This is a genomic window from Kitasatospora sp. NPDC059146, assembly GCF_042786665.1.
Taxonomy (GTDB): Bacteria; Actinomycetota; Actinomycetes; order Streptomycetales; family Streptomycetaceae; genus Kitasatospora.
In genome coordinates this window covers 26,314-52,679 of record NZ_JBHZCY010000046.1, presented here as the reverse complement: position 1 = coordinate 52,679, position 26,366 = coordinate 26,314, and the positions used below count along the sequence as shown (strand labels likewise).

Below are 26,366 nucleotides of genomic sequence, written 5' to 3'. Positions count from 1 at the left end.
CGTAGTGCCGGGGTCGAACGGCGGCTCAGGCCCCCGCCTCCGTGGCGGCCCGCTCGGCGGCGCTGCGGAGCACGCAGAACTCGTTGCCCTCGGGATCCGCGAGCACCGCCCACCCGGTGCCGTCCGGCTCGCGGCGGTCGGCGACGAGGGTGGCGCCGAGCTCCAGCAGCCGTGCCACCTCCTGGTCGCGCGGGCCCTCCGGGCGCAGGCACAGGTGGAGGCGGTTCTTGGCCGTCTTCGGCTCGGGCACCTGACTGAAGTACAGCACCGGCCCCTCCGCGAGCATCACCGCCACCTCCTCGTCGCCGGGCCCGTCGTCCGGGCCGAGCGGTCGGCCCGTCACCTCACTCCAGAAGCGGGCCAGCTCATAGGCGTTCGCACAGTCGACCGCCACGTTCTGCACTACCGAGACCATGCGCCCGAGCCTCCCCGATTCCCGCGCCGGCCGCCACCGGGTTGCGCGCCGACCGCCACCGGGTTGCGCGCCGGGAACCATCCGAGCGGGTACGAAGTCCTGTACGGAGTGAATCCCGATGCAGCAGCCCAGAACCCGCCGGCCCGCCCCCAGGTCAACCAGATCAACCGCAGGCGGCTGCTGTTGAGCGCGGCGGGCGGCATCGGCGCGCTCGCCGTCGCGGGCGGTGCCCGCTGGTGGGCGGACCGGAGCGCCGAGCACGGCCCCCGGCTCTGGAGCACGACGGCCGCGAACGGGCGGCTCCTCCTGACCGACGGCCCGCAGCGGGACCTCTACGTCTCCGGGTCCGACGGCAACCTGCGCGCGCTCGACCCCCGCACCGGCGCCGTCCGCTGGAGCCGGGCGGTCGACTCGCCCGACGCCGTCTCCGCCTACCTGGGCGGCCGCCCCTCGGCGGTGGGCGACGGCGCGGTGTACACGGCCACCTCGACCGGGCTGCAGGCGTTGGACGCCGCCACCGGCGAGGTGCGCTGGCAGGTGCCGGTGCCGGAGTGGGCCGAGCTCCCCGCCGAGCAGACCCCGGTCGCCGTCGGCGGCGGCCTCGTGTTCGCGGTCCACGGGGGCGCACTGCACGCCCACGACCCGGCCACCGGCGAAACGCGCTGGAGCAAGGCGTCGGGTGCCGGGGACTTCCTGGCCGCGGACGGCGACACCGTGTACACCGGCGGGGCCGGGGCCCGCGCCTTCGACGCGCGCACCGGCGAGCAGCGCTGGGTGCAGGAGACCGTCCCCGGCGTCAACACCACCCCCGTCGTCCACCGGGGCGCCGTCCTGCTCACGTACGCCGGCGGGACCGCGACCACCACATGGGTCTGCTCGCTGGAGGCGGCCACCGGCCGGGTGCGCTGGCAGCGCATGCAGCGTGGCGCGACCAACCACCCGCTGTCGGCCGCGGACGGGACGGTCTGCTTCCTCAGCGGGACGCAGCTCGTCGGGATGGACACGGAGACCGGCGAGCCGCGTTGGACGGCCACCGTGACCCTGGGGCTGGGCCGCGGCGAGAGCTCGATGACCACCGCGAACGGCGTCGCCTACGTCGGCACCAACGACGACCGGCTGTTCGCCTTCGACCTCACCACCGGCAGCCCGCGCTGGCAGGACGCCCCGGACGACCTCCGCTCCGGCACCGGGTACACCTACGTCTCGCTGGCCGCCGCCGGCTCCACCGTCTACCGCAGCAGCCGCACCGGCCTCCAGGCCCTGGGCACCCTGACCTGAGGCCGGGCTCACCCGGCGCCACGGGCGAACCGCATCGAACACCGGCGGTGGGCCCCGTCGTCCCGGTACGTCCGCTCCACCAGCCGCCACCCCGCCGCCTCGATCCGCTCGACGTACCGCGCGAGGTTCCGTTCGGGATGCACCGGGTGCAGGCGGATGCTCCGCTCGTGCCCGGCGTCGCCCCGCTCCCAGCACCGGGCGGCATGACTGTCCACGGGGCCGAGGCCACGGGGCACGTGTCGCTCCATGCGGGCGATCGTAGGCGGGACCGGGACGTTCGAGCACCCGGCTTTCCCGTCGGCCGCCCCGGGATCCCCATAGGCGCGAAAACGCGATCTGCGGCAAGCTCGGAGCGGTGGTGCCGAGCGGACAGCGAGAGGCGGCGGGCATGACGGAAGCGACGATACGGGCCAACGAGACGACGGTGCCGGTGATGCCGTGCGTTTCGGTGGAGGAGACGCTGGAGTTCTACCGGGCGCTGGGGTTCGAGGTCACCTTCCAGCAGACCCGGCCCTACCTCTACCTGGCACTGGAGTGGAGCGGTTTCGCCCTGCACTTCGGAACACCGCCGAAGAACACCGACCCGGGCCAGGAGGAGGTGGGAGGCTGCCTGATCCTGGTCGACGATGTCGCGCCCTACCACGCCGAGTTCAGCAGAGCCCTGCGCGCCGCCTACGGGAAGGTCCCGGCCAAGGGCAGGCCGCGCATCACCCGGTTCCGGCCGGGGGCAAGCCGGTTCACCATGGTCGACCCGTCCGGGAACTCGGTCATCTTCATCCAGCGGGACGAACCCGCAGGGCTGGAGTACGGCGGCTCGAAGGAGCTCACCGGGCTGGCCAGGGCCCTCGACAACGCCCGGATCCTCAGCGAGTTCAAGAACGACGACCGCGCCGCCCTGCGGGTCCTCACCACCGCCCTGCGTAGGCACGGGCCCACCGCACCGCCCGTGGACACGGCCCGGACGCTCACCACGCTGATCGAGCTCGCCACTGCGTTGGACGAGACCGAAGGCGTCGACGGATGGCGTCAACGATTGAACGCCCTCGACCTCACCGACGCCGAACGTGGCCGGGCGGGCATGCCCTGAGGTTCCGCCGTCCGCCCGGCCGTCGTGGGAACCGATGGGCGGCCGGTGCGGGCGGGTAGCTTGTGACGGGGTCACCCGGCTCCGGAGAGCGGCGAGTTCCCGAGCAGACGGAGGTGGGGCACGGTGGCGACGTACGTACTGATCCACGGCGCGGCGGCGGACGCGTGGTACTGGGGGCCGCTGGCCGCCGAGTTGCGCGGCCGGGGCCACGAGGTGATCGCACCGGACCTGCCGTGCGGGGACGAGTCGGCCGGGCTCGGCGCGTACGCGGACGCGGTGGTCGGGGCGATCGGAGGCCGGACCGAACTCGTCGTCGTGGCGCACTCGTTCGGCGGTTTCACCGGGCCGCTGGTGTGCGCGCGGGTGCCGGTGGACCTGCTGGTCATGCTCCAGGCCCAGATCCCGGCCCCGGGCGAGACGCCGGGCGCGTGGTGGGACACCACCGGGTACGGCGGGGCCCGGCAGGAGGCCGACCGGCGGCGGGGCGTCCCCGAGGGCACCGAGGAGGACCCGGTCACCCTCTACCTGCACGACACCCCGGCGGAGCTCGCGGCCGAGCTGATGACGCATCACCAACAACCGCAAGCAGCTGCGCCGTTCGGCGACCCGTGGCCGCTGGACGCCTGGCCGCAGGTGCCGACCGAGGTCCTGCTGTCGGCCGGTGACCGGTTCTTCCCGGTGGAGTTCATGCGGCGGCTGGCCGTCGAGCGGCTCGGCATCGAGCCGGACGAGATGCCCGGCGACCACCTGCCGATGCTCGGCCACCCGGAGGAACTGGCCGAGCGCCTGGAGGCGTACCGCGCCGCGCTGTAGCGGCCCTGGCACGCGGGAGGAACGGGAAGTCGGCAGCGTCGACTTCCCACTCCTCGCGGTTCACGGGTGCGAGTTGCCGGGAGTCCGGCTATGGCCGGGTTCAGGTGGCATCGGGGGGCGGCGGCATCGGCTGACCCATCCAGGTGAAACACCGTGACCACTCGGGCCGACACCTCCCGAGCTGCGGCCGAACCGCACCGCCGCCCACCTAGCTTCGCGGCTGAGCGGGCCCGACCGAACGGGCTCGCGACTACCTAGATCTAGGAGTGAGCAGCAGTGCGCATCACCCACAAGGCCGTCGCGATCCTCGCGGCGGCCGTCTCCTTCTCCGGCCTCACCGTCCTCAACTCCGGGACCGCCACGGCCGCCGTCCCGGTCACCGCCTCCCTCCAGGTCCAGAGCGACAGCACCAACCTGGACGAGAACCTCGGCACCACCGTGCTGACCCGCGACCCCAGCTTCACGTACCAGAACTGGACCCTCACCCCGCTCGGCGACGGCAGCTTCACCATCAAGGGCACCCACTACGGCAAGTGCATCGCGAGCAACGGCCTCGGGGCGAACGTCACCCAGAAGCCCTGCAACGCGAACGACCTCGCCCAACGGTGGTACCTCGACCCGGGCCTGGACTTCACGGCCATCGCGAGCGCGAAGTACCTGGACACCGTCCTCCAGGCCAACGGCCTGGACAGGCCCGTCACCACCGAGTTGTCGCTCGGCACCACGAACCAGCAGTGGACCCCCTACTTGAAGTGACGCCCTTTCAGGTACCGGTCCGCCGCCACCCAGCGGCGGGCCGGTACCGCACCGTCGAGGTCGCCTTCCTCACCCTCGCGACCGCCACGGCTGCGCCGTCCCAGCGAAACGCCTGAACCAGTTGGCCTACCCTCATCGAGTCGTCCACAAACGACCCACCTCGCGCCCCTAGTTTCGCGGCCGGGCGAGCCCACCCCGGGCTCGCCGACCCCTCGAACTAGGAGAAGCAGTGCGCATCACCCAGAAGGCCGTCGCCACCCTCGTGGCGGCCGCCTCCCTCACCGGCGGCGCCGTCCTGAACTGCGGAACGGCCTCGGCCGCTGTCCCGGTCACCGCTTCCCTCCAGGTCCAGAGCGACTTCAACAACCTGGACGAGTACCTCGGCGGCGAGGTCTGGACCCGCGACCCCAACCTCACCTACCAGGTCTGGACCCTCACTCCGCTCGGCAACGGCACCTTCACCATCAAGGGCACCCACTACGGCAAGTGCCTCGCTGCCGCCGGCCCCGGCAAGGCCGTCACCCAGCAGAACTGCGACGCGACCAACCTCGCCCAGCGGTGGATCGTCGAACCGAGCGTGGACGCCACGGCCATCGCCAGCGTGAAGTACCTGGACTACGTCCTCCAGGCCAACGGGCAGGACCAGCGGGTGACCACCGAGCTGTCGGTCGGTTCCCAGAACCAGCAGTGGACCGCCTACGAGAAGTAGCGCAGACCGGCCCCGGCCCGCCGCGCCCACCGGCAGGCCGGCGCCGCAGCACCCGTCAGGCCAGGGCCGGGTGGATCAGCCGGCCGTGGTGGATCAGGGAGGCGGCCTGCTTGAGGCGGCGCACGCGGACGCTGATCTCGTAGCCGCGGATGCCCTCGATGCGGGCGAGGCGGGTGCTCAGGTAGCGGTAGAAGTCCGGGGTGTCCTTGCAGAACACGACGGCCATGATGTTGTGCCGGCCGCTGACGGCCCCGGCGAAGGCGACCTCGTCGTGCCGGCTGATCTCCTCGCCGATGCGGTGCAGCCCGGACAGGTCGACCTGGAGCCAGAGGGTGGCGTTGAGTTCGTAGCCGAGCCGCTCCGGCATGGTGTCGATGTCGAAGACCAGCGAGCCGGAGGACTCCAGGGCCTCCATCCGGCGGGCGACGCGGGGCTTGGACCAGCCGGTGACCTCGGCGAGGCGGGTGTGGGAGGCGCGGCCGTCCTCGGCCAGGGCGGCCAGCAGGGGGAGGTCCTCGTCGGTCGGGGTGAGCGGGGGGCCGACGGGGGCGGGACGCTCCCCGGCGAGCCGGCGGACCTGCTCCTCGGTGAGGGAGCCCTCGCCGCCGGTCCAGCCGCCCGCGCGCTCGGGGCCGAAGGGGTGGATGAGCAGGTCGACGCTCATGTCGAGGACGGAGGCCGCCTTGGGGAGCTGCCGCAGCAGGACGTCGTCGCGGCCGGTGCCGGCCGGTGAGCGGATGATGCAGTTGATCTCCGAACCGCCGGAGGCGATGCCGACGTAGGCGACGTCGGGCCTGCGGGCGAGGGAGTCGGCGAGCGGCCCCACGGCGTCGGGTCGGCAGCGCAGGCGGGCGATCCACTCGGCCCGGCCGTGGGCGGCGGCGGAGCTCAGGCCGACGACGCGCAGGACCCCGCTGCGGCGCAGCGCGGTGTAGCGGCGCGCCACGGTCTGCTCGGACACCCCGATGACCTCGGCGAGGCGGCGGAAGGGGACCCGCGGGCCGTAGTGGAGTCCGTGGATGATCGTGCGGTCCAGAGCGTCGGGCATGGCGGAATCATCACACAGTCGGCACCGGAATGGATGTTCCGGAACGTCCTCCGAGATCGTTCGGGGATCCCGAACCCGCCGGGGTGAAGCTGGTCGGCGACTCCGCACCCTCCGCACCCTCCGCACCCGAAGGACGACCTCCGTGAACTCCGCAACGATGCAAGGCCCCAGGACCGGACGGGGCGTCACCCTCGTCATGGCCTGCCTGGGCGTCTTCGTCGCCTACCTGCCCGTGACCACCGTGTCGGTCAGCCTGCCCGCGATCCAGCGGGCGCTCGGCGCCACCACGGCCCAACTGTCCTGGGTGTCGGACGCGTTCGTGCTGCCGATGGCCGCGCTGATCCTGACCACCGGCGTGGTCGGCGACGTCCACGGCCGCAAGCGGGTGTTCCAGGCGGGCATGGCGCTGTGCGCGGTGGGCGCGGCGGTCTCGCTGGGCTCCGACTCCGTCCAGGTGCTGTGGGCCGGGCAGGCCGCCTCCGGCCTCGGCGCGGCGGCGCTGCTGCCGACCACGCTGGCGCTGATCAGCCACGCGGTGCCCGACCACCGGGAGCGCGGGAGGTTCATCGGGCTGTGGGCGATGTCCCTGCTGGCCTCGCTGGCCGTGGGTCCGCTGATCGCGGGCGTGCTGCTGGACCACGTCGCCTGGCGCTGGATCTTCCTGCTGCCCGTCCCGGTGTCGCTGGTCGTGCTGGCCGTCGCCGCGTTCCTGCTGCCCGACTCGCGCGCCCCGCACGGCCGTCGGCTCGACTGGCCGGGACAGATCAGCGCGGCCGTGGCCGTCACCGCCGTGGTCTACGGCGTCATCGAGGGCGGCGCGAACGGCTTCGGCGAGCCCGCCACGGTGGCCGCCCTGGTGCTGGGTGCGCTCGCCGCGGTCGTCTTCGTCGCCGTGGAGCGGCGCAGCGCGAGTCCGATGATCGACCCCGCCCTGTTCCGCAGCCCGGCCTTCACCGCCACCTCGCTGGTCGCCATGATCAGTTTCCTGGGTCTGATCGGCTTCTTCTTCGCGCTCAGCCTGTACTTCGGCCTGGTGCAGCACCTGACCACCCTCCAGGCGGCCCTGCGGATGGTCATGGTGACCGGGGCGTCGCTGGCCGCCAGCCTGCCCGTCGGGCGCCTGATGCACCGGGTGTCCGCCCGGGTCCTGATCACCTCCGGCCTGGTCGTCACGGCGGGCTCGCTGCTGTCGCTGACGAACCTCGACGCCCACACCTCCTTCGGCTCGATCGCCTGGCGGCTGCTGCTGCTCGGGCTCGGCCTGGGCGCCGTGCTCACCCCGATGACCGCCACCGCCGTCTCCGCCGTCCCGCACCACCTGGCGGGCATGGCCGCGGCCGGCAACAACGCCTTCCGCCAGGTCGGCGGCGCCCTCGGCCCGGCCGTGCTCGGCGCCCTGCTGACCACCCGGGCCGTGGACGCCCTGCCCGGCCGGCTCACGGACGCCGGGGTACCGGCCGCGACCGCCGGCCACGTCGTCGACGTCGCCCGCGAGCAGGGCCTCGGCGCCGTCGCCGGACTGGACCTCGGCCCGGCCACCGGCCAGGCCCTGACGGCGCTCAGCGGCTCCTTCCTGGACGGCCTGCGGCTCTGCCTGGTCGTCGCGGCCTCGCTCGCCCTGCTGGCCGCCCTCGCCTGCGCCGTCCTGCTCCGCCCGGCGCCGCCCCGGACCCCGGCGCCGCGCACCGCCCCGGCCACCGACCGGGAGCCGGTGCCCGCGCCCTGACGCCGCCCGATCCCCCAGCATCACCACCTTCGCCACCGGCAGCCCTTCGGGTTGTCGGTGGCACATGTGAGGAAGGGTGTGCACCAACTGGTCTGCGGGACGGGGAACTGCTGTGGGGTGGATCGGGACCGAGACGTCGGCACCGGCCGCGAAGGGCTGGGCGGGCACGCTGCCCGAGCGTGAGGACGTGCGCCCGGTCGTGGCCGCGATACCGCGGGTGGTCAAGGACGACCTGCGCTACGACGCGGTGCCCTGGGCCCGGTTCGACCACGCCTACGGCTCGGCCCAGGACGTCCCCGCCCTGCTGGAGACCGTCCGCCTGGGTGACGCGAGGGCCTCCGAGGGAGCCCTCGCCACGCTGTGGAACCGCCTCGCCCACCAGGGCGGCACCTCCACGGCCGGCGCCCTGGCCGTCCCCTTCCTGCTGCGCGTCGCCTTCGCGCACCCCCGGCACCGCGCTTCGCTGGTGCGGCTGACGGCGTCGGTGGCCCACCGGATGCCGTGGGGCGACGGGACGCGTGGCGGCCTGCTGCGCGTCGGCCTCCCGGCGGACCGGCCCCGGTACGAGCAGGACGGCAGCCTGGCCAACCGGTCGATCGAGGCGGCCCGTTCGGCCGTGGCCGCGGACGCGGCGCTGCTGCTCCACCTGCTGGACGACCCGGACCCGGAGGTCCGCCACGCCGTCGCCCAGGCCGCAGCGGTCGTGCCGCCCCCGGCGCCCGTGGTCGCGGCCGTGCTGCACGGGCGCCTCGCCGTCGAGGAGGACCCGGCAGTGCGCGCCTCCCTCGTCCTGGCGCTCGGTCAACTCGCCTGGGAGACGCGTGATCCGGCCACCACCGCGCTCCTGCACGCCTGGTGGCGGGACGAGGCCCGCCCGCCGGAGGTCCGGGTCGGCGCCGCCCTCGCCTGGCTCTGCCTGACCGACGACCCGATACCCGCCGACCTCGACGCCTTCCTCGACACCGCCGTCACCGACGACCTGGTGGAACTCCTCGCCGCCGTCCCCTGGCTGGACGCCGTCGAGGACCTCGACGAGAGGAACGGGCTGTTGGTCTGCCTGCACCAGATGCGCCATCCTGAGGACTTCGCCTGGCTCGCCGACTGACCCGAGCGGCCGGGACCACCGCTGGGGAGGAACGACGGCATGTACGCATCCGAACAGGCCTGGCGCGAGGTCGACGCCTACTTCGTCGACACCCTCGTCCCCGAGGACGAGGCGCTGGTGCACGCCCGGCGGTCCGGCGGGGCGACGACGATGCCGCAGGCCGAGGTCGCGGCGAACCAGGGGAAGCTGCTGGCCCTGTTGTGCGGGATGAGCGGCGCCCGGCGGGTGCTGGAGTTCGGCACGCTGGCCGGGTACAGCACGATCTGGCTGGCCCGCGCCGTCGGCGGGGACGGCCACGTCACCACCCTGGAGCTGGAGCCGCAGAACGCCGCGGTCGCGGCCGACAACCTGCGCCGGGCGGGCGTCGCCGAGCGGGTCGACCTCCGCACCGGCCCCGCGCTCAAGTCGGCCGAGCAGCTGGTCGAGGCCGGCACCGAGCCGTACGACTTCGTCTTCATCGACGCCGACAAGCCCAGCAACCCGGCCTACTTGAAGGCCTCCCTGGCGCTGACCCGCCCCGGCAGCGTGATCGTCATCGACAACGTGGTGCGCAACGGCGCCGTCACGGACCCGGACAGCGACGACGACCGGGTCCGGGGCGTGCGCACCGTCCTCGCGGACATCGCCGCGGACGACCGCCTGGAGGCCACGGCGCTCCAGACGGTCGGCGCCAAGGGCTGGGACGGCTTCACCGTCGTCCGCCGGGTGCGGTAACCGGACGCGGTGCCCGGTGCGGTGCCCGACGGAGGGAGGGGTCGGGGGGCGGGGTCAGAGGGCGGGCACGATCATCGCCGTGAACGGGACGGTGGCCGCCAGGCGCTCCTCCAGCAGGCCCCGGTAGGCGTCCGACGCGTAAGCGGCGTGGGCCTGTTCGGCGTCGGCGAAGCGCAGCACCACGGTGTGGCTGCCACCGGGCGGGCGACCGCCCTCGCCCAGGTGGACCGTCCGGTCGGTGCTGGCGACCAGCTCCGCGGGGCCCAGCAGGACGGCGGCGGCGCCCTGGCGGTAGGCCTCCAGGCGCTCAGGGTCGGTGACGTCGTAGTTCAGGATGAGCAGGGCGGGCACGTCGGCTCCTCGTCAACTCTGCGAAGGGGCCGGCCCGGTGGACGGCCCGTACCCCAGTGTCCCCGTCGCGGACGGCGCCCTGCGGGCGGGGTCCGGCGGGCCGCGCCCGGGTACCAGGCCGCCCCCAACGCGACGGGGCAGGGCCACCGGAGGGTTTCCGGTGGCCCTGCCCCAGCAGGGTGCGCCGCTCAGGAAGCGCTCCGCAGGCGTCAGTTCATGAAGGTGACGTCCCAGTGGCTGCCCTCGTTGGCGAAGATGTTGCCGGAGGGGGCGGTCCACAGGTCGGCGCCGTCGCCGCGGGTGCCGCTGTGCGAGAAGTTGCCGTGGATGTAGTTGGTGATGCAGCTCGTGATGCCGAAGTCCAGCTTGTAGCCGGTGCCGTGGCTGTAGGTGCCGCTGGCGTGGCCGGCCTCGGTGCCACCGGTGATGTTCACCGCGCAGTTGCTGGCCCGCTTGAAGTTGACGGCGCCGTCGGCCGAGGCGCGGCGCAGGCCGTCGAAGGAGGTGCAGCTGCTGTTGTTGCGGTCCGAGCAGCCGCCCGAGGACGACCAGGTGATGCCGGCGGACGAGAAGATCGAGGCGGCCTGCGACTGGGTGAGCTTGTCACCGCTGCCGCCACCGGAACCGCCAGTGCTGCCGCCACCGCCGAGCAGGGCGCCCCAGGTCGCCGGGCCGACGATGCCGTCGACCGGGTTCAGGCCGGCGCTCTGCTGGAAGGCGCGCACCTTGCCGTCGGTGCCGGGGCCGAAGGCACCGTCGACGGCGAGGCCGGCGCCGTGGGCGTTCAGCTGGACCTGGAGGGCCTTGACGGCGTCGCCGTTGTCGCCGTTGCGGACCGTGACGATCAGCTTGGACCAGGTGTCGCCGCCGACGATGCCGTCGACCGGGTTCAGGCCGGCGGACTGCTGGAAGGCCTTGACCTTGCCCTCGGTGCCGGGGCCGAAGTCGCCGTCGACGCCGGTCGCGAAGCCGCGGGCGGACAGCAGGTACTGGACGGTGGTGACGTTGTCACCGCGGTCACCGCTGCGGACCAGCGGCCAGCTCGCGGCCTGGGCGGCCGGAGCGACGAGCACGGCCGCGAGCAGCGCGGCGAACATCGCGGCGACGATGGCCGAGATGCGTTTCATGACGGTTCCTCACTGACTGACTGAGCGCGGAGCGCAGGAGAGGGGATCGGCGGCGCCGGACGGCCGTCGGCCGCGACCGGCCGCCGTGGGGAGACGCTAGGAGCCGCCGACGGCGTCCCGCTAGCGCTTCCCCGTCCCTGGGACGCCGTCCGCCCCGGGACCCGTCTGCGGCCCGGGTGCCCCCGGCGTCCCGGGCGTCCCAGGGACGCGCCGCACGGCGACGGCCCACCGCCGGGACGGCGGTGGGCCGTTGCGAGCCCGGCTACCGGCCGTCAGCCGTCGGCCGCCGCGCTCGGCTCCGACGGCGGCACCACGGCCGTCGCCGCGCCGCCGGTGACCCGCAGCAGCTCCTGGTACGTCATCGGCACCACGGTGTGCGGGTGCCCGGCCGCCGCCCACAGCACCTCGTACTGCCGCAGCGCGGTGTCGACGACGGTCCGCAGCGGCGCCGGGTGCCCGGTGGGGGCGACGCCGCCGATGGCCTGGCCGGTGGCCTCGCGGACCTGGTCGGCGGAGGCCCGGGTGATCCGGCCCGCGCCCAACTCCGCCGCCAGGTGGGCGGTGTCGACCCGGTGGGCGCCGCTGGTCATCACCAGCAGGGGTTCGCCGTCGCAGGTGAACACCAGGCTGTTGGCGATCGCCCCGACCTCGCAGCCGAGGGCGGCGGCGGCCTCGGCCGCGGTGCGGGCGGAGTCGGGCAGGACGAGGATCTCACCGGTGACGCCGGCGGCCGCCAGTGCCTCGGCGACCGCGACGCTTCGTGCGGGAAGGGGTGAACTCATCGCCCCATCATGCCTTTCCGCGTCCGGAAGCCACCCCGGACGCCATCCCGGACGCCGTTCCGGACGCCGCGCGGGCGGCCGCGCGGGCGGCCGCGCGGGCGGCGGCGCTGAGCACCGCCCGTACGCCGGCCGTGAGCACCGAGGCGTCGCGTCCGACGCCCCAGACCACCGCGCCGTCGCCCGCCCGGGCCTCGACGTAGGCGATCGCGTCCGGGCTGCCCCCGACCTTGTGCTCGGTGAAGGAGAGCACCTCCACCCCCACCGCGTCCGCGACGGCGTCCACCGGCCCGGCACCGCGGCCCGGGCGGCCGTCCACCTCGGCCCGGCCGCCGTCGACCCGCCAGGCGCGGGCGGCACCGGCGTCCAGGTACTCGGCCCGGAACAGCGCGTACAGCTCCTCGCCGGTCACCTCCCGCCCGCTGTCGTCGACGGCCTCCTGGACGACCCGGGCGAACTCGATCTGCAGCCGCCGGGGCAGCTCCAGTCCGGCGGCGCTCTGCAGCAGGTAGGCGATGCCGCCCTTGCCGGACTGGCTGTTGACCCGGATCACCGCCTCGTAGTCGCGCCCGAGGTCGGCCGGGTCGATCGGCAGGTACGGCACCGACCAGGGCGCCTCCCGTTCGGGCAGGCCGAGTTCGGCGGCGGTCCGCGCGTGCCGGGCGAAGCCCTTCTTGATGGCGTCCTGGTGGGTGCCGGAGAAGGCGGTGTGCACCAGGTCCCCCGCGTAGGGGTGGCGTTCGTGCACGGGCAGCCGGTTGCAGTGTTCGACGGTGCGGCGGATCGTGTCGATGTCGGACAGGTCGAGCATCGGGTCGACGCCCTGGGTGTGCAGGTTGAGCGCCAGGGTGACCAGGTCGACGTTGCCGGTGCGCTCGCCGTTGCCGAACAGGCAGCCCTCGACCCGCTGGGCGCCGGCCAGCACGGCCAGTTCGGCGCAGGCGACGCCGGTGCCCCGGTCGTTGTGGGGGTGGACGGAGAGGATCACGCTGTCGCGCCGGACCAGGTGGCGGTCGAGGTACTCGATCTGGTCGGCGTAGACGTTGGGGGTGGCGATCTCGACGGTGGCCGGCAGGTTGTGGACCACCGGCCGGTCGGGACTCGCGTCCCACAGCTCGGTCAGGCCGTTGCAGACCTCCAGCACGTAGTCCGGTTCGGTCAGGTTGAACACCTCGGGCGAGAACTGGAACCGCAGGCCGTCCCGGTCGCCCCCGAGCCGGGCCATCCGTTCGGCGGCGGCGGTGATCAGCGCCCGCAGCTCGGCCCGGTCCTTGCCGAGGACGACGTCCCGCCACAGCGGGGCGGTGGCGGTGTAGAGGTGGACGAGGACGCGCGGCAGGCCCTCGACGGCCTCGAAGGTGCGGTCGATCAGGTCGGCCCGGGCGGCGGTGAAGACGACCACGGTGACGTCCTCCGGCACCGCCCCGGGCGTCTCGGCGAGCCGGCGCACGAACGCGAAGTCGGTGCGGCTGGCGGAGGGGTAGCCGACCTCGATCTCCTTGAAGCCCATGGCCAGGAAGAGGTCGAACATCCGCTGCTTGCGCGCCGGGTCCATCGGCTCGGCGAGCGCCTGGTTGCCGTCGCGCAGGTCGACGGGCACCCAGAGCGGGGCCCGCTCGGTCCGGCGGCCGGGCCAGCGGCGCAGCAGGGCGGGCACCTGGACCCGCTCGTGGGCGGGGCGGTAGCGGTGGGAGGGCATGGCGCCGCCGCGCTGGGGGTTCCAGGCGGGGGCGTCGGCCGGGGTGGGGCCGGCGGGGGCGTGCAGGGTCGGGAATCGCATCGGGCGTCCTCGGGGGTCCTCGACTCGGGTGCCGGAGCCGGGCAGCGGGATCGGATCATCGGGGATCGGGATCACGATCGGATCATCGGGATCGCGCCCGGATCATCGGGATCGGATCGGGATCGGATTCCCGCGCTCTGGTTCCGGGGACCGGCAGGACGGCGCCCCGCAGCGGGGTGCCGGTCAGGTCACGCCCCGCTGCGGCCACCAAGAAGGAGAGCGCTCCACGGCTGCATGCCGGGTAGGGTAACCATGACCGAAGTCCTCAGACAACCTGACAGGTGACGACGATGCCCCCGCTCCGCCCCTCCCACCTCGCCGCCCAGGCCGCCGAACTGATCGAGCGGCGGATCCGGTCGGGCGAGTGGCCGGTCGGCGGCCGGCTGCCCGGCGAGGTCGCGCTCGCCAAGGAGCTGGGCGTCGGCCGCTCCACCGTCCGGGAGGCGCTGCGCACCCTCGCCGCGGCCGGGATGGTGCGCGCCCGCCAGGGCGCCGGGGTGTTCGTAACGTCCGACCGCCCGACCGCCGGGGACTGGGCCACCCGGCTGCGGGCCGCCGAGCTGGCGCACGTCTACGAGGTGCGGACGATGGTCGAGGTGCAGGCCGCCCGACTGGCCGCCGAGCGCCGCACGGAGACCGACCTGGCCGCCGTGGACGCCGCACTGGCCGCACGCCTGGCGGCCGGCGGCGCGGACGACGCGGTCTTCGTGGACGCCGACATCGCGCTGCACACGGCGATCGTCGCCGCCGCCCACAACCCCGTCCTGGACGACCTCTTCGCCCAGTTCGCGCCGGTGCTGCGGGAGCACCTGGTGGCCCTGGTCGGACTGTTCGGTCTACGCGAGGGGGATCCGAACCAGGGGTACGACTCGCACGCGGAGCTGGTGCGGGCGCTGCACGAGGGCGATCCGGCGGCGGCGGGGCGGGTGCTGGCGGCGGAGCTGGAGTCGACGCGCTCGCGGCTGCTCAGCCCGCACTGAACCCAGCGGCGGGCGGCCCCGTTGAACCCACCGGCGGATGCTCCCCTCGAAGTCACCGGCGGGCGGCCCTCGCTGAACCCACCGGAGGGCGCGGGCCGTCTTCCGGAGGGGGCGTCACACAGTTTTCACACCGCGGCCACCCAACGGCCCGGAGTGGGGACGACACTGTGTCAGGCAGGAGCAAACCCGGCTGCTTCGGACACAGACGGTCAACGCGGGGGTGACATTGTGTCCGGCTGGTGCACAAGCACCACGCAGGTGGCACACGGGCTTTCACTCCAATCACACGATATGGCTAGTATCGCTTCGTCAAAAGCCCGTGCCCGGACGGCCCGCCCCTCACCGGCCGGCCGCCAGTCCCAAGGAGTCTGCTCTGCGCGCGCGTGCGAATCGGCGGCCCCCGACGCCGAAGACCCCCCGCAGGCGTCCACGCCTGTCCCTGCGGACGGCGCTGCTCGTCCTGGCCGTCGTCCCCAGCCTGGCCCTGGTCGCTCTCTGGGCGGTGACCAGCGGTGAGACCGTCTTCGACTTCCAGCGCCAGGCCGCCCAGGGCATGCTCGCCCAGAAGGCCGGCCAGCCGTCCAACATCGTCTACTACAACCTCCAGGAGGAGCGCCGGCTCAGCGCCGAGGCGCTCGCCCGGCCCGGCAGCAACGCCGACCAGCTGCGCCACCAGCGGCAGCTGACCGACGACGCGGTGCGCCAGTTCCAGGCGCTGTCCGGCGAGACCGCCGACAACGCCCCCGACGACGTCCGCACCGCCGTCGCCGAAGCCCGGCAGGCCATGGGCAAACTGGCCGAGGAACGGGCCGCCGTCGACAAGGGCGCCCTCGACCAGCAGGCCGTCTTCACGTACTACACCGACCTCATCGCCGTCGACCTGCGGCTGTTCACCGCGCTCAGCCACGTCGACGCGGGCGAGGTCACCTGGGTGTCCAAGACCCTGGTCAACTCCTTCTGGGCCAAGGAGATGCTGGCCCGCGAGGACGCCGTCCTGGCCCGCGGCTGGCCCACCGGCCGGCTCAGCACCGCCGACTACCAGCAGGTCCAGCAGCTGATCGGCGCCCAGGACCACCTGTTCACCGTCCAGGTCGTCCCGTACGTCCCGGACGGCGAGGCCGCCGCCTGGCACGACCTGATGAACAGCCCCGCCTGGCAGGCCAAGACCGCCGTCGAGCAGCAGCTCACCCGGCCCACCGCCGCCGAGTCCAACGGCACCGTCAAACTGCCCGCCGCCCAGGACCAGTGGCGCCAGGCCGTCGACCAGCTCAACCCCCAGCTGGTCAAGGCCATCGAGGCCCGCACCGGCGCCATCGTCGAGGTCGGCAAGGGCACCATCCTCGGCCTGCTCACCCGCGTCGTGCTGACCGCCGTGGTCGGCCTGATCACCGTCATCGCGGTGGTCATCGCCTCCTGGCGGCTCAGCCGCTCGCTGCGCCGCCGCATCAAGGAACTCCACACCCAGGCCGAGGAGATGGAGCGCACCCTGCCCGAGGTGGTCGACCGCCTCGGCCGCGGCGAACAGGTCGACACCGAGGCCGCGAGCCGCGCCGTCACCACCGGCGAGCACGGCAACGGCACCGACGAACTCGCCCGCCTCGGCCAGGCCCTCAACCTGGCCCGCTCCGCCGCCCTGGAGGCCGCCGTCCGGCAGGCCGACCAGCACCGCGGCTTCGAGCGACTGCTCCAGCGCATCGCCCGCCGCACCCAGCTGCTGATCGGGCGCCAGCTGCGCAAGCTCGACGAACTGGAGCGCAAGCACGAGGACCCGGAGGTCCTGGAGGGCCTGTTCGACCTCGACCACCTCACCGCCCGCCTGCGCCGCTACGAGGAGAACCTCGTCATCATGGCCGGCGGCCAGCCCCAGCGGCGCTGGCGCAAGCCCGTCCCGCTGCTGGACGTGCTGCGCTCCGCCCAGGGCGAGGTGCAGGACTACCGGCGGATCATGATCGACGTCGAGGGCCACCCCTGGCTCTCCGAACGGGCCGTCGGGCCGGTCGCCCACGTGCTCGCCGAGCTGATGGAGAACGCCACCACCTTCTCCAAGCCGCCCACCCCGGTCGAGGTCCGGGCCGCCATGGTCGGCCGCGGCCTCGCGGTCGAGATCGAGGACCGCGGCCTCGGCATGGACCCGGAACAGTACGACGCGGCCAACGAGCTGATGAGCCGCCCGCCGCGCACCGACGTGCTCGCCCGGGCCGACGACATCCGGCTCGGCTTCCACGTCGTCGCCCGGCTCGCCTCGCTCACCGGACTCAGGATCGAGTTCCGGCCGTCCGCCTTCGGCGGCACCAGGGTGGTCGTGCTCGTCCCCGACGAGCTGGTCATCGACGGCGACGCCGGACTCCCGGACGCCGCCCCCGTCGAACCCATCCCGCTGGTCCGGCGCTCCCGCCGGGCGGTGCGCTCCGCCTCCGACGAGGCGGCCCAGCCGGCCGTGGCGGTCGGGCCGCCGGTCGCACCGGTGGATTCCTTCGAGCAGCTGCCGGTCGGGGTCGGCGGGGTCGGCCTCGGGGCCGGCGTCGGCGCACCGGTCGCGACCGCCGCTCCGGCGCAGTGCGTCGCCCCGGCCTTCCAGGAGCCGGGGCCACTGGAAGCCCCGCTCCCGGAACCACCGTTCTCGGAAGCGGCATTCCCGGAAGCGCCGTTCTCGGAAGCGCCGTTCCCGGAGGCCCCGTTCCCGGCGCAGTCCCATCAGCAGGCGTCGCCGCAGCCGTACGAGCAGGCGCCGTCGTACGAGCAGCCGATCCAGCACAGCTCCCCCGTCGACCCGGCCCCGGCCTACGCCGCCGCACCGGCCGGGGCGCAGCCCGCCACCGGCACCGCCACCCCCGCGCCGGAGGCCCCCGCCTACCCGGACATCGCCTACGCCCGGGTCACCGAGGCCGAGGCCCCGTACGCCGACGAGCAGTACCGCCCGGCCGACCACTACCGGCTGGCCGAGCGGCGCCGGCACCGCGAGTACCCCTCCGCCGTGCCGGTGAGCCAGGTCGAGGGCGGCCAGCCGCCGCTGCCCCAGCGCGTCCGCCAGGCCAGCCTGGCCGCCGAGCTGCGGGTGCCCCCGCCGACCCGGCAGGAATGGGTCGACCCGGCGGCCGGGCTGCCCGGCGCCGGGCAGCCCGCCGCCGCCCCGTCCGAGCACCCCCAGGGCGCCGAGCGTCCCGAGTACCCCCAGGGCACCGAACGGCCCGTCCGCCGTTCCGGCGCCACCATCGGCGCCTTCCAGCGGCAGTCCCGCGCCGCCCGCTCCCAGGACAGCGGCGAACACCCGCTGCCCGCCCGCCCCACCCCGCCGGCTCCCCCCGCTCCGCCCGCCGGTCCCCCCGCCCCCGCGTCGGCGCCCTCCCCCTGGGCCCTGCCGGCCGCGGACCCCCGAACCACACGAACGGATGACCAGTGATGAACCGCACGATCGCCACCCACCAGGACCTGGACTGGCTGCTGGACGGACTCGTCGACTCGGTGCCCGGGACCCGCAACGCCGTCCTGCTCTCCGACGACGGCCTCGTGGTCAGCCACTCCCGCACCATCGAGCGCGCCGACGCCGAGCGCCTCGCCGCCGTGGCCACCGGCCAGCAGTCGCTCGCCCGGGGCGTCGGCCAGCTCTTCGACGGCGGGCCGGTACACCAGGTGATCGTCGAGCTCGCCGAGTGCTGGCTGTTCGTCATCGCCGCCGCCCAGGGCACCCACCTGGCCGTGGTCGCCTCCCAGGAGGTCGACGCCGAGGTGATGTCCGTCGCCATGCACACCCTGGTGCAGCAGGTCGGCCAGAAGCTCACCACCCCGGCCCGCGCCGAGGGCGCCCCCGCGTCCTTCGACGTCTTCGCCTCCCGGACCCGGGGCTGACCGGGGTGGGGCCGCACACCGGCGAGGAGGACCCGCGGGCCCGCGGCCGGACGCCGCACTGGAGCGAGCTGGAGGAACCGTACGCCGAGGACGAGACCGGCGTCATGGTCCGCCCGTACACCATCACCCGCGGCCGGACCGCGCCCGAGCGCGACGACCTCACCCTGATCACCGTGCTCACCACGGCCGAGGAGGAGGCCGACGCGGCCCTGGCGCGGGGCAGCCGCACCGGCGCCCGCGGCCTCCAGCCCGAACACCGGCTGATCCTCGACCGCTGCCGCCGCCCGGCCGCCGTCGCCGAGGTCGCGGCCGGCCTGGACCTCCCGGTCTCGGTCACCAAGATCCTGCTGGGCGACCTCGTCGCCCAGGGCCTGCTGAAGGCCCGGGCACCCCTCTCGGTCGCCCGCGCCGCCGGGGGCGTGGACCTCGGCCTGCTCACGGCCGTACGCGAAGGACTCCGGAGACTCTGAACCATGGCAACACCCCACTCCCCCGCACCCGTTGCCGCCTCCGCGGCCCCCGCCGCCCCCGCCGCCCCCGCCGCGGTCAAGATCCTGATCGCGGGCGGCTTCGGCGTCGGCAAGACCACCCTGGTCGGCTCGGTCAGCGAGGTCACCCCGCTGCGCACCGAGGAGTACCTGACCACGGCCAGCGTCGGCGTCGACGACCTGGACGGCGTCGACCAGAAGGACACCACCACCGTCGCCCTCGACTTCGGCCGGATCACCGTCAGCCCCGAGCTGGTGGTCTACCTGTTCGGCACGCCCGGCCAGGAGCGCTTCTGGTTCATGTGGAACGACCTGGTCAACGGCGCCCTCGGCGGCATCGTCATCGCCGACACCCGGCGGCTCGACACCAGCTTCGCCTCGATCGACTTCTTCGAGAGCCGCGGCATCCCGTTCGTGGTCGCCATCAACTGCTTCCACAGCCACAACACCCGCACCCCGGAGGAGATCCGGGCCGCCCTCGACCTCGACCCGCAGGTCCCGATGCTGATCGGCGACGTACGCGAGCGCGGCTTCGGCCGCGACCTGCTGCTCGCCCTGGTCGACCACCTGATGGACCTCGCCGCCACCCCCGTCGGCTGAGCCCGTTCGAGCCCCCGCTCGAGCCCCGTACTCTGGAGCACCCTTCCATGACCACACCCCTGCGCGTCCTCGTCCACGGCGGCGGCATCGGCGGCCTCACCCTCGCCACCGCCCTCGCCCGGCGCGGCCACCACGTCGACGTCGCCGAACTGCGCGACGGGCTGGAGGCCCTGGGCGTCGGCATCATCCAGCCGTCCAACGCCCTGCACGTGATGCGCGAGATCGGCGTGCTGGACGAGTGCCTCGCCGTCGGCTTCGAGTGGGAGGTGCTGACCATCTGCGACCCGGCCGGCACCACCCTCGCGCAGATCCCCCAGCCCCGGATGGGCGACGCCCCCTCCAACAACGGCATACCGCGCCCCGCCCTGGCCCGGGTACTGGCCGCCGCCGCCACCTCGGCCGGCGCCGAGGTCCGCTTCGGGACCACGATCTCGGAGCTCACCGACGACGGCACCGGGGTCGACGTCACCCTCACCGACGGCCACGGCGGCCGCTACGACCTGGTCGTCGGCTTCGACGGCATCGGCTCGCCGCTGCGCCGGCACCTGTACGGCGACCGGTACGCCCCCGAGTACACCGGCTTCGCCAACTGGCGCGTCACCCTGCCGCGTTCGCCCGAGGTCAAGGGCGTGGTGATGTCCGCCGGCAACCTGAAGGCCAAGGCGCTGCTCACCCCGATCAGCGAGGAACTCATGTACCTGGGCTCGGTGTTCGCCGAGGCCGAGGACTTCCGCCCGGACCCGGAGCGCGCCCACGAGCAGCTCCACGAGCGGCTGGCCGGCTTCGGCGGCCCCATCGCCGAGGCCCTCGCCCAGGTCACCGACCCGGCCGCCGTGGTCTACTCCCGGATCTCCCAGGTCACCGTCGAGGAGCCCTGGCACGTCGGCCGCGTCGTCCTCGCCGGCGACGCCGCCCACGCCTCCACCCCGCACCTCGCCCAGGGCGCCGCGATGGCCGTCGAGGACGCCCTCGTCCTCGCCGAGAGCCTCGACGCGGCGTCCGACGTCCCGGCCGCCCTCACCGCCTGGGAGGCGCGCCGCCGCCCGCGCGCCATGTGGGTGCAGTCGCTGTCCCGCGCCGTCCTCAAGCAGGAGACCGGCACGCCGACCACCCCGGAGGAGGACGAGCTGCTCAAGATCGGCATCCCGGGCGCCGCGCACGTCCTCGTCAAGCCGTACTGAGCCGGTCGCCTCGCGTCGTGACCCCGTGCCCTGCCGGAACCGTCCGGCGGGGCGCGGCCGTTCGCGCTCCTCGGCCGCTGTCCCGGGTCCTGTCCTCGGACTCGGTTCCCGGGTGCGATCCCTGGACGGGGACGGGACGTCCCGGAGATCCCAAGGCGTAGCGGGACACCGGGTCCGGGCCGGATAGTCGGGCCCCGTACGGATCCAGCACCCGAGGACGAGGAACACACGATGCGCCCCATCACCCGCAAGGCAGCGATGATCGGCTCGACCCTGGCCCTGGCCCTGTCCGGCATCGCGCTCGGCTCGGCCCCCGCCTCGGCCGCGACCATCTGCTACGCGGCCAGCTGCACCGGCCTGGACCCGGCGAGCACCGTCTGCCAGAACGACGCCACCACGCTGCTGACCGCCGACACCGGCGTCGAACTGCGCTACAGCCGCACCTGCCGCGCCGTCTGGGCCCGGATGAAGGGCACCAGCGCGGGCCACAAGTACGTCGTCCACAACACCAACAACGAGGAGCGGACCGTCACCGCCGGCAGCTCGGGCGGGACGGTCTACACCGCGATGGTCAACGACGCCGACATCTACGCCTACGCCGCCGACTACCGGCCCGACGGCACCATGGCCTCCTCCACCCTCTGGTCCTGACCCGACCCGACCCGCGCGCCGCGGTCCCCCTGACGGGGACCGCGGCTGGGACTACCGGATCGTCGCCGCCTGGAGCCCGGACGGCACGTCGATGCCCGCGATCAGCGGGTGATCTCCTTGCGCCGCTGCCAGACCGCCCGCGAGATCCGGGCCAGCAGGCGGGCCGCCGGGTCGGTGCGGTCGGTGCCGTCGGCGAGCGGGCCGGTGTAGCAGACGGCGATCAGGTACGGCGGGCAGTCGTACGGGTGGACCAGGCCGACGCAGTGCCGGGCGCCGGGCACCCAGCCGTTCTTGAACGCGATCCGGGTGCCCGGCGGGACACCGGCCGCGAGGTCGACCCGGTAGTCGTTGCGTTCCAGCAGCGCCAGCAACTCCGGCTCGTCGGCGAGCGAGTGCAGCAGGCGGACCAGGTCACGGGCGCTCACCCGGTTGTGCACGCCCGCCGCGCGCGCCGCGTAGTCCTCGATCCCGCGCGGGCTGGAGCTGCGGGTGGCCCCCGCCCGGCGCCACACCTCGGCCACCGTCCGCTGGTCGGTGCGGGCCAGGCAGAGGTTGGTGGCCAGGTTGGAGGAGTGGGTGATCATCCGCTCGGCCAGCAGCCGCAGCGGCACGTGGGTGCCCAGCAGTTCCCAGGGCAGCGGATCGCTGTCCCAGTCGGGATCGTTGCCGAACTCCCCGCCGACGACGGACTCGAAGCGGTTCACCACCGGCACCTCGGCGTCGAGGTCCACCCCGCCGCGGGCCAGCGCCGCCAGGACCGCGACCTTCATCGTGCTCGCGGCGTCGTGCAGTTCGTCCGGCGCGCGCAGCAGGACCGGCTCCGCGTCGCCCGCCCAAGGGGCCACCACCACAGACAGCATGGAGGAAGAGTAGGGGATGTCCGCCCCGGAACCGGTGACCGCCGATACACGAACGAGACGCTCTCCGGCGGAACCTGACGTGATCGATGGACGGATGAGACGCTCCCCGGACGTGAACCTGACCTCCCGTTCCTACAGTGCCGTCCATGTCACCCACACATGACCGGACCAGGAACCGGACACGCACTCACCTCGCCCTGACGACCCCCGTGTTGGCCGCCGGGCTCGCGCTGGCCGCACCCGCCGCAGCCGACCCGGTGGACGGCGCGACGGCCGACCCGGCGACCGGCGCCGCCACGAGCCGGGTCGCCGTCCACCCGTCGGCGGTCACGGCCGCGCAGCAGCAGGCCGTCCTGGCGTACTGGACCCCGGAACGGATGGCCGCCCTGAACCAGCCGTCCTCCGGCAACCCGCCCAGGAGCGGCCCGGACGGCGGCCCGTGGACCGGGTCCGACACCCTGAGCAGAACAGTGGGCAGGCTCTTCTTCACCAACCACGGTGAGGACGAGAGCTGCACCGCGACCGTCGTGAACAGCGCGAACCGCAGCACCGTCGTCACGGCGGCGCACTGCGTCAACAGCACCGACCTCCTCGGTGACAACAACGAGTGGCTGTCGAACGAGATGTTCGTCCCCGGCTACCACGACGGCCTCGCCCCGTACGGCAAGTTCGTCGCCCGGGCCGGGATCGCCGACACCACCTGGCTGCTCGACGACCAGCAGAACGGCCTGCGGTTCGACGCCTACGACCAGGCGTTCCTGGTCCTGAACCGCAACGCCGAGGGCCGGCGCGTCCAGGACGCCGTCGGCGCCGCACAGCGGATCGGCTTTGACCGGCCGGGCAACGCCACAGTCCACCAGTTCGGCTATCCGCGGGAGTCCTCGGGCGATCCCGCGCGCTCGGGCCTGCCCGAGTTCACCGGGGCCAGGCTCGCCCACTGCACCGGGCAGACCCTCGAGTACCCCGGCACCAAGGACCACCCGGAGCCCCGGGGCCTGTGGGGCGCCCCCTGCGTCATGGGCGGCGGCTCCAGCGGCGGTCCCCGCATCGCCGACTTCGACCCGTCCGCCGGGATCGGCACCGTGGTGGGCGACAACACCCAGGCGGGCTTCTTCGACTCCTCGGGCCAGGTCTGCGAGCGCGGCACCCCCTCGTGCACCCGGCACCTGGTCGGCCCGCAGTTCACCTCCGCGATCACCAAACCGCTGTACCAGGCCGCCCAGGGCGCCCAGGCCGACGGCTGAGCCGTACGGGAGGACAGCGGACTGGAGTGGGAAGTCGGACCGGCCGACTTCCCACTCCGGGGCGCCCCGCGCTCAGGCGCCGTTACGGCGGCGCCGACGGCGCTCGTGGAGCAGGACCAGCCCACCGCCGACCAGGAGCAGCCCGATACCGGCCGCGGCCGCGAACCCGACGCCGTCCCCGGCCCCGGTGGAGGCGAGTGCCCCCCCAGGGGTCGCCGAGGGGCTCCCGCTCGGGGCCGGGCTCCGGCTCGGGCCCGACGTGGCACTCGGACCGGACGTCGCACTCGGGCTCGCGCTCGGGCTCGGGCCGGACGTCGTGGTCGGTGTTGCCGTCGGGCTCGCCGAGTCGCTCGGGGTCGTGGTCGGGGACGGCGAGGAGGTGGGCACCGGCGAGGACGTGGGCGAGGGCGAGGAGGTGGCCGCGGTCCAACTCACCGCCGCTCGCGTGATGGTGTGAACTTTGTTGAGGCCTGCGAGGATCACGGGCTCGCTGTCCGGGCTGACGACCACCAGGCCCGCCCGGGCCGGCACCAGCCCCGCCACGCTGACGGTTCCGCTGCCCGGCTTCGCGCCCGCCGGGACCTTCACGAAGAGCGGGTCACCGTTCCCGGCCGGGCGGATCAACGCGCCGTCGCCGTCCGAGAGGACGTTTCCCGCCCGGTCGGTGAGCACGACACCGGCCGCGACCGCTGCCGGGTCGAGGAGCCCGGCAGCCTGATCGCCGGTGGTGGTGACCGTGATCGGCCCGAGCAGCGACCCGGCGCTCCCGGTCACCGTGCCGGGAACGAGGGCCAGCGGAGCGGCCGGTTCCTCGACATCGACGGCGTGCGAGACGAGGTAGTCGACGAGCCTGTCGGGCACGGGGCTGTTCACGACCCCCTTGACGTTGTTGGTGAGGCGCCAGATGGCGGCCTGGGTCGCCACGGCTGCCTGCGACGCCGTGAGCTCGCCCTGCACGAGTTTCCCGAGCTCACCGGCGGTGACCGACGGGTACCCGTGCTGCATGATCCAACTGACCTTCCCGGCCCGGCCCTTCAACGTCGGCACGTCGGACGTCCGACCCACCTCGTACGGCGAACCGAGTTTCATCGTGCCCCGGGCGTCGAGGGAGTAGCCGAACACGACGGTCGGAGGATCCAAGGTCCTCAGCTCCATCAGGCCTCCTTCGGCCCCGTCCCCCTCGCTGTCGCCGAAGGACACGAACTCACCACGGCCGACGAGCTTGCTGGCCGACACGTGCGCGGGGTGAACAGCGGGCCCGTCCGCACCGGCGGCCTCCGTCGGCGCGAGCCCCCCGACCGCCAGCACTCCGGTCGCGAGCACGGCGGCCGCCGCACGAACTGCGTGCTTCCACTTCACTGCTGGTTCTTCTCCTGTGTGAGTTCCGGGGCCCGCTCTATGCACCCATAGGCCCGGCCTATGGCCCGGCGGCCCACCCGACCGGCATCCGCAACCACGGCGAGCGGTCCCGGGCCTGCCCCTGCGGACACGAACGAACCTAGCGGCGCCCGGCCCGGCCGACGCCCGGTTCCGACCGGCACTGCCTGCACCACTCGGCTGCAACTTCCTGCGACCCCCGGGACGTTGGTCCCGCCCGATCGGGGCGGAGGTCCCTGGGGAGCCCCCGGCGACTGTTGGACGCTCTCTCCTGCGGCGCCCCGACCCGGGCCGCCGTCTCCGCTCCGACGATCTCCGAGGGCACCCGCGTGGAAGGCAACGCACTGGCAGTACTGGGCGTCAGCGCCCGGGAGGAGTCGGTCTACCGGCTGCTCCTGCGCTCCCCCGGCATCGGAATCGCCGCGATCGCCCTCGCCTGCGGACTCGACCACGACGCCGCCCGGGCCGCCGTGACCGGGCTCCGCGAGCTCGGCCTGGCGACCGCCGTGCGCGGCCGACCCGCCTTCGACGGCGTCGACCCGCAGGCCGCCGTCGAACGGCTGGCCCGGCGCCGGCTCGACGGGCTCCAGGACGAGATCCGGCGGGTCGTCTCCGCTCGCCACCTGGTGGACGGCCTGCTGGAGGACCAGCGGGCGGGGAGGCAGCGGGCGGGGCGGCAGGGGGCGAGCGGCGAGCTCCGGTACGTCGAGGGCATCGACCAAGTGATCGCCTGCGTCGACGAGTTGTCGTTCTTCGCCCGCGAGGAACGGCTCACCACCCACCCGGGGCCGATCATCTCCGCCGCCCTCGACGCCGTCCGGGCCTCCGACCTCAAGTACCTGCGGCGCGGCCTGCGGATGCGGACCATCCTGCACGCCAGCGCCCTCGACAGCCACCGGATCAGCCGCTTCGCGACCGAACTGGCCGAACAGGGCGCCGAGGTCCGCGGCACCGCCGCACCGCTGGAACGGATGGTGGTCTTCGACCGCCGCACCGCCCTGGTGGCCACCGACCCGCAGGACATCACCCGGGGCGCCCTGGTCATCCGCCAACCGGGGCTGCTGTCCCACCTGTTGGCCCTGTTCGAGCGCCGCTGGTCGCAGTCCTGCGGCATCGGGGAGCGGCTGCCGAGCGTGGTCGAGCGGGAGGTGCTGCGGACCATGGCCCGGGTCGACAAGGACGAGGCCGGCGCCCGCGCCCTGGACATGTCGCTGCGGACCTACCGCGGCCACGTCGCCGCACTGATGCGCCGCCTGGACGCCCCGAACCGCTTCCAGGCCGCGCTGGCCGCCCGGAACCGGAACTGGATCTGACCGTACGTACGGCTACTCGGCGCACAGCCGCCGGGCAGCGGACCGCAGCGCGCCCGACCATGGCCGCGGAGCCGGTCGGACCCGGCCTCGGCTCCCCGGACCCCCGGACCGGACCCCGGACCCCGGACCCCGACAGGA

The 26,366-nt window shown here is 74.0% G+C and carries 26 protein-coding genes and 1 pseudogene; 17 read left to right on the top strand and 10 right to left on the bottom strand.

The window, feature by feature from the left end:
- Positions 1–25 precede the first annotated feature (25 nt).
- Positions 26–415: a VOC family protein gene (locus ACFXPX_RS20855; RefSeq protein WP_375892092.1), complete on the bottom strand. Its 390-nt coding sequence runs from the start codon at positions 413–415 to the stop codon at positions 26–28.
- Between the two features lie 108 nt (positions 416–523).
- On the opposite strand from ACFXPX_RS20855, the gene ACFXPX_RS20850 reads away from it, so the two are divergent.
- Complete coding sequence (locus tag ACFXPX_RS20850) at positions 524–1,693, top strand: PQQ-binding-like beta-propeller repeat protein (protein ID WP_380523109.1); 1,170 nt, start codon at positions 524–526, stop codon at positions 1,691–1,693.
- 8 nt (positions 1,694–1,701) lie between these two features.
- Here the strand turns inward: ACFXPX_RS20850 and ACFXPX_RS20845 are convergent, their stop codons facing one another.
- Positions 1,702–1,941: a hypothetical protein gene (locus tag ACFXPX_RS20845; protein WP_380523108.1), complete on the bottom strand. Its 240-nt coding sequence runs from the start codon at positions 1,939–1,941 to the stop codon at positions 1,702–1,704.
- Between the two features lie 140 nt (positions 1,942–2,081).
- Here ACFXPX_RS20845 and ACFXPX_RS20840 point away from each other — a divergent pair, with 140 nt between their 5' ends.
- The 4 genes from ACFXPX_RS20840 to ACFXPX_RS20825 all read left to right on the top strand — a co-directional run bounded on the left by ACFXPX_RS20840 (position 2,082) and on the right by ACFXPX_RS20825 (position 5,058).
- Positions 2,082–2,780 (top strand): glyoxalase, encoded by a 699-nt coding sequence (locus tag ACFXPX_RS20840; RefSeq protein WP_380642697.1) that lies wholly within the window; start codon positions 2,082–2,084, stop codon positions 2,778–2,780.
- 123 nt (positions 2,781–2,903) lie between these two features.
- Complete coding sequence (locus ACFXPX_RS20835; protein WP_380642695.1) at positions 2,904–3,593, top strand: alpha/beta fold hydrolase; 690 nt, start codon at positions 2,904–2,906, stop codon at positions 3,591–3,593.
- Positions 3,594–3,869: 276 nt separating this feature from the next.
- Entirely contained in the window at positions 3,870–4,349 is a 480-nt protein-coding gene (locus ACFXPX_RS20830; protein WP_380587021.1) for an RICIN domain-containing protein, read from the top strand.
- 229 nt (positions 4,350–4,578) lie between these two features.
- On the top strand, positions 4,579–5,058 hold the full coding sequence (locus ACFXPX_RS20825) for an RICIN domain-containing protein (RefSeq protein WP_380523104.1): 480 nt from the start codon (positions 4,579–4,581) through the stop codon (positions 5,056–5,058).
- Positions 5,059–5,113: 55 nt separating this feature from the next.
- Here ACFXPX_RS20825 and ACFXPX_RS20820 read toward each other — a convergent pair whose 3' ends face one another.
- Complete coding sequence (locus ACFXPX_RS20820) at positions 5,114–6,106, bottom strand: Lrp/AsnC family transcriptional regulator (RefSeq protein WP_380642693.1); 993 nt, start codon at positions 6,104–6,106, stop codon at positions 5,114–5,116.
- A gap of 157 nt (positions 6,107–6,263) precedes the next feature.
- Between ACFXPX_RS20820 and ACFXPX_RS20815 the strand changes: the two genes are divergently transcribed.
- The 3 genes from ACFXPX_RS20815 to ACFXPX_RS20805 all read left to right on the top strand — a co-directional run bounded on the left by ACFXPX_RS20815 (position 6,264) and on the right by ACFXPX_RS20805 (position 9,651).
- Positions 6,264–7,832 (top strand): MFS transporter, encoded by a 1,569-nt coding sequence (locus ACFXPX_RS20815; protein WP_380642719.1) that lies wholly within the window; start codon positions 6,264–6,266, stop codon positions 7,830–7,832.
- Positions 7,833–7,944: 112 nt separating this feature from the next.
- Entirely contained in the window at positions 7,945–8,937 is a 993-nt protein-coding gene (locus ACFXPX_RS20810; RefSeq protein WP_380642691.1) for a HEAT repeat domain-containing protein, read from the top strand.
- A 39-nt stretch (positions 8,938–8,976) separates the two neighbouring features.
- Entirely contained in the window at positions 8,977–9,651 is a 675-nt protein-coding gene (locus ACFXPX_RS20805; RefSeq protein WP_380642689.1) for an O-methyltransferase, read from the top strand.
- A 54-nt stretch (positions 9,652–9,705) separates the two neighbouring features.
- Here the strand turns inward: ACFXPX_RS20805 and ACFXPX_RS20800 are convergent, their stop codons facing one another.
- The 5 genes and pseudogenes from ACFXPX_RS20800 to ACFXPX_RS20780 form a co-directional block, all read right to left on the bottom strand.
- Positions 9,706–10,002, bottom strand: coding sequence for a DUF1330 domain-containing protein (locus tag ACFXPX_RS20800; RefSeq protein ID WP_375892109.1), 297 nt, complete (start codon positions 10,000–10,002; stop codon positions 9,706–9,708).
- Between the two features lie 209 nt (positions 10,003–10,211).
- Entirely contained in the window at positions 10,212–10,700 is a 489-nt protein-coding gene (locus ACFXPX_RS20795; protein WP_375892119.1) for a peptidoglycan-binding protein, read from the bottom strand.
- 12 nt (positions 10,701–10,712) lie between these two features.
- Positions 10,713–11,099: pseudogene (locus ACFXPX_RS20790) on the bottom strand (peptidoglycan-binding protein); the annotation flags it as partial.
- Positions 11,100–11,401: 302 nt separating this feature from the next.
- The gene (locus ACFXPX_RS20785) at positions 11,402–11,911 is read right to left on the bottom strand and encodes a YbaK/EbsC family protein (protein ID WP_380523101.1); all 510 of its coding nucleotides are present in this window, start codon (positions 11,909–11,911) and stop codon (positions 11,402–11,404) included.
- A 7-nt stretch (positions 11,912–11,918) separates the two neighbouring features.
- Entirely contained in the window at positions 11,919–13,688 is a 1,770-nt protein-coding gene (locus ACFXPX_RS20780) for a 2-isopropylmalate synthase (protein ID WP_380642687.1), read from the bottom strand.
- A 290-nt stretch (positions 13,689–13,978) separates the two neighbouring features.
- Between ACFXPX_RS20780 and ACFXPX_RS20775 the strand changes: the two genes are divergently transcribed.
- The 7 genes from ACFXPX_RS20775 (at position 13,979) to ACFXPX_RS20745 (ending at position 21,434) form a co-directional block, all read left to right on the top strand.
- Complete coding sequence (locus tag ACFXPX_RS20775; protein WP_380523166.1) at positions 13,979–14,668, top strand: FadR/GntR family transcriptional regulator; 690 nt, start codon at positions 13,979–13,981, stop codon at positions 14,666–14,668.
- A gap of 502 nt (positions 14,669–15,170) precedes the next feature.
- Positions 15,171–18,068, top strand: coding sequence for a nitrate- and nitrite sensing domain-containing protein (locus ACFXPX_RS20770; RefSeq protein ID WP_380642685.1), 2,898 nt, complete (start codon positions 15,171–15,173; stop codon positions 18,066–18,068).
- On the top strand, positions 18,068–18,514 hold the full coding sequence (locus ACFXPX_RS20765) for a roadblock/LC7 domain-containing protein (protein ID WP_375895420.1): 447 nt from the start codon (positions 18,068–18,070) through the stop codon (positions 18,512–18,514). The genes ACFXPX_RS20770 and ACFXPX_RS20765 overlap by 1 nt, the downstream gene beginning before the upstream one ends.
- A 104-nt stretch (positions 18,515–18,618) precedes the next feature.
- Entirely contained in the window at positions 18,619–18,984 is a 366-nt protein-coding gene (locus ACFXPX_RS20760; protein ID WP_375895482.1) for a DUF742 domain-containing protein, read from the top strand.
- A 3-nt stretch (positions 18,985–18,987) separates the two neighbouring features.
- The gene (locus ACFXPX_RS20755) at positions 18,988–19,602 is read left to right on the top strand and encodes an ATP/GTP-binding protein (RefSeq protein ID WP_380523097.1); all 615 of its coding nucleotides are present in this window, start codon (positions 18,988–18,990) and stop codon (positions 19,600–19,602) included.
- A gap of 47 nt (positions 19,603–19,649) precedes the next feature.
- Positions 19,650–20,783, top strand: coding sequence for an FAD-dependent monooxygenase (locus ACFXPX_RS20750; protein WP_380587038.1), 1,134 nt, complete (start codon positions 19,650–19,652; stop codon positions 20,781–20,783).
- 231 nt (positions 20,784–21,014) lie between these two features.
- Positions 21,015–21,434, top strand: coding sequence for a DUF2690 domain-containing protein (locus tag ACFXPX_RS20745; protein WP_380642683.1), 420 nt, complete (start codon positions 21,015–21,017; stop codon positions 21,432–21,434).
- A 101-nt stretch (positions 21,435–21,535) separates the two neighbouring features.
- Here ACFXPX_RS20745 and ACFXPX_RS20740 read toward each other — a convergent pair whose 3' ends face one another.
- Positions 21,536–22,294, bottom strand: coding sequence for a serine hydrolase (locus tag ACFXPX_RS20740; protein ID WP_380523093.1), 759 nt, complete (start codon positions 22,292–22,294; stop codon positions 21,536–21,538).
- Between the two features lie 146 nt (positions 22,295–22,440).
- Between ACFXPX_RS20740 and ACFXPX_RS20735 the strand changes: the two genes are divergently transcribed.
- The gene (locus ACFXPX_RS20735) at positions 22,441–23,538 is read left to right on the top strand and encodes a trypsin-like serine peptidase (RefSeq protein ID WP_380642681.1); all 1,098 of its coding nucleotides are present in this window, start codon (positions 22,441–22,443) and stop codon (positions 23,536–23,538) included.
- Positions 23,539–23,610: 72 nt separating this feature from the next.
- Here ACFXPX_RS20735 and ACFXPX_RS20730 read toward each other — a convergent pair whose 3' ends face one another.
- On the bottom strand, positions 23,611–24,897 hold the full coding sequence (locus tag ACFXPX_RS20730) for a thioester domain-containing protein (protein WP_380530787.1): 1,287 nt from the start codon (positions 24,895–24,897) through the stop codon (positions 23,611–23,613).
- A 275-nt stretch (positions 24,898–25,172) separates the two neighbouring features.
- On the opposite strand from ACFXPX_RS20730, the gene ACFXPX_RS20725 reads away from it, so the two are divergent.
- Positions 25,173–26,228 carry a helix-turn-helix transcriptional regulator gene (locus tag ACFXPX_RS20725; protein WP_380642679.1) on the top strand — a complete coding sequence of 352 codons (1,056 nt, stop codon included), beginning with the start codon at positions 25,173–25,175 and terminating at the stop codon, positions 26,226–26,228.
- Positions 26,229–26,366: the final 138 nt, after the last annotated feature.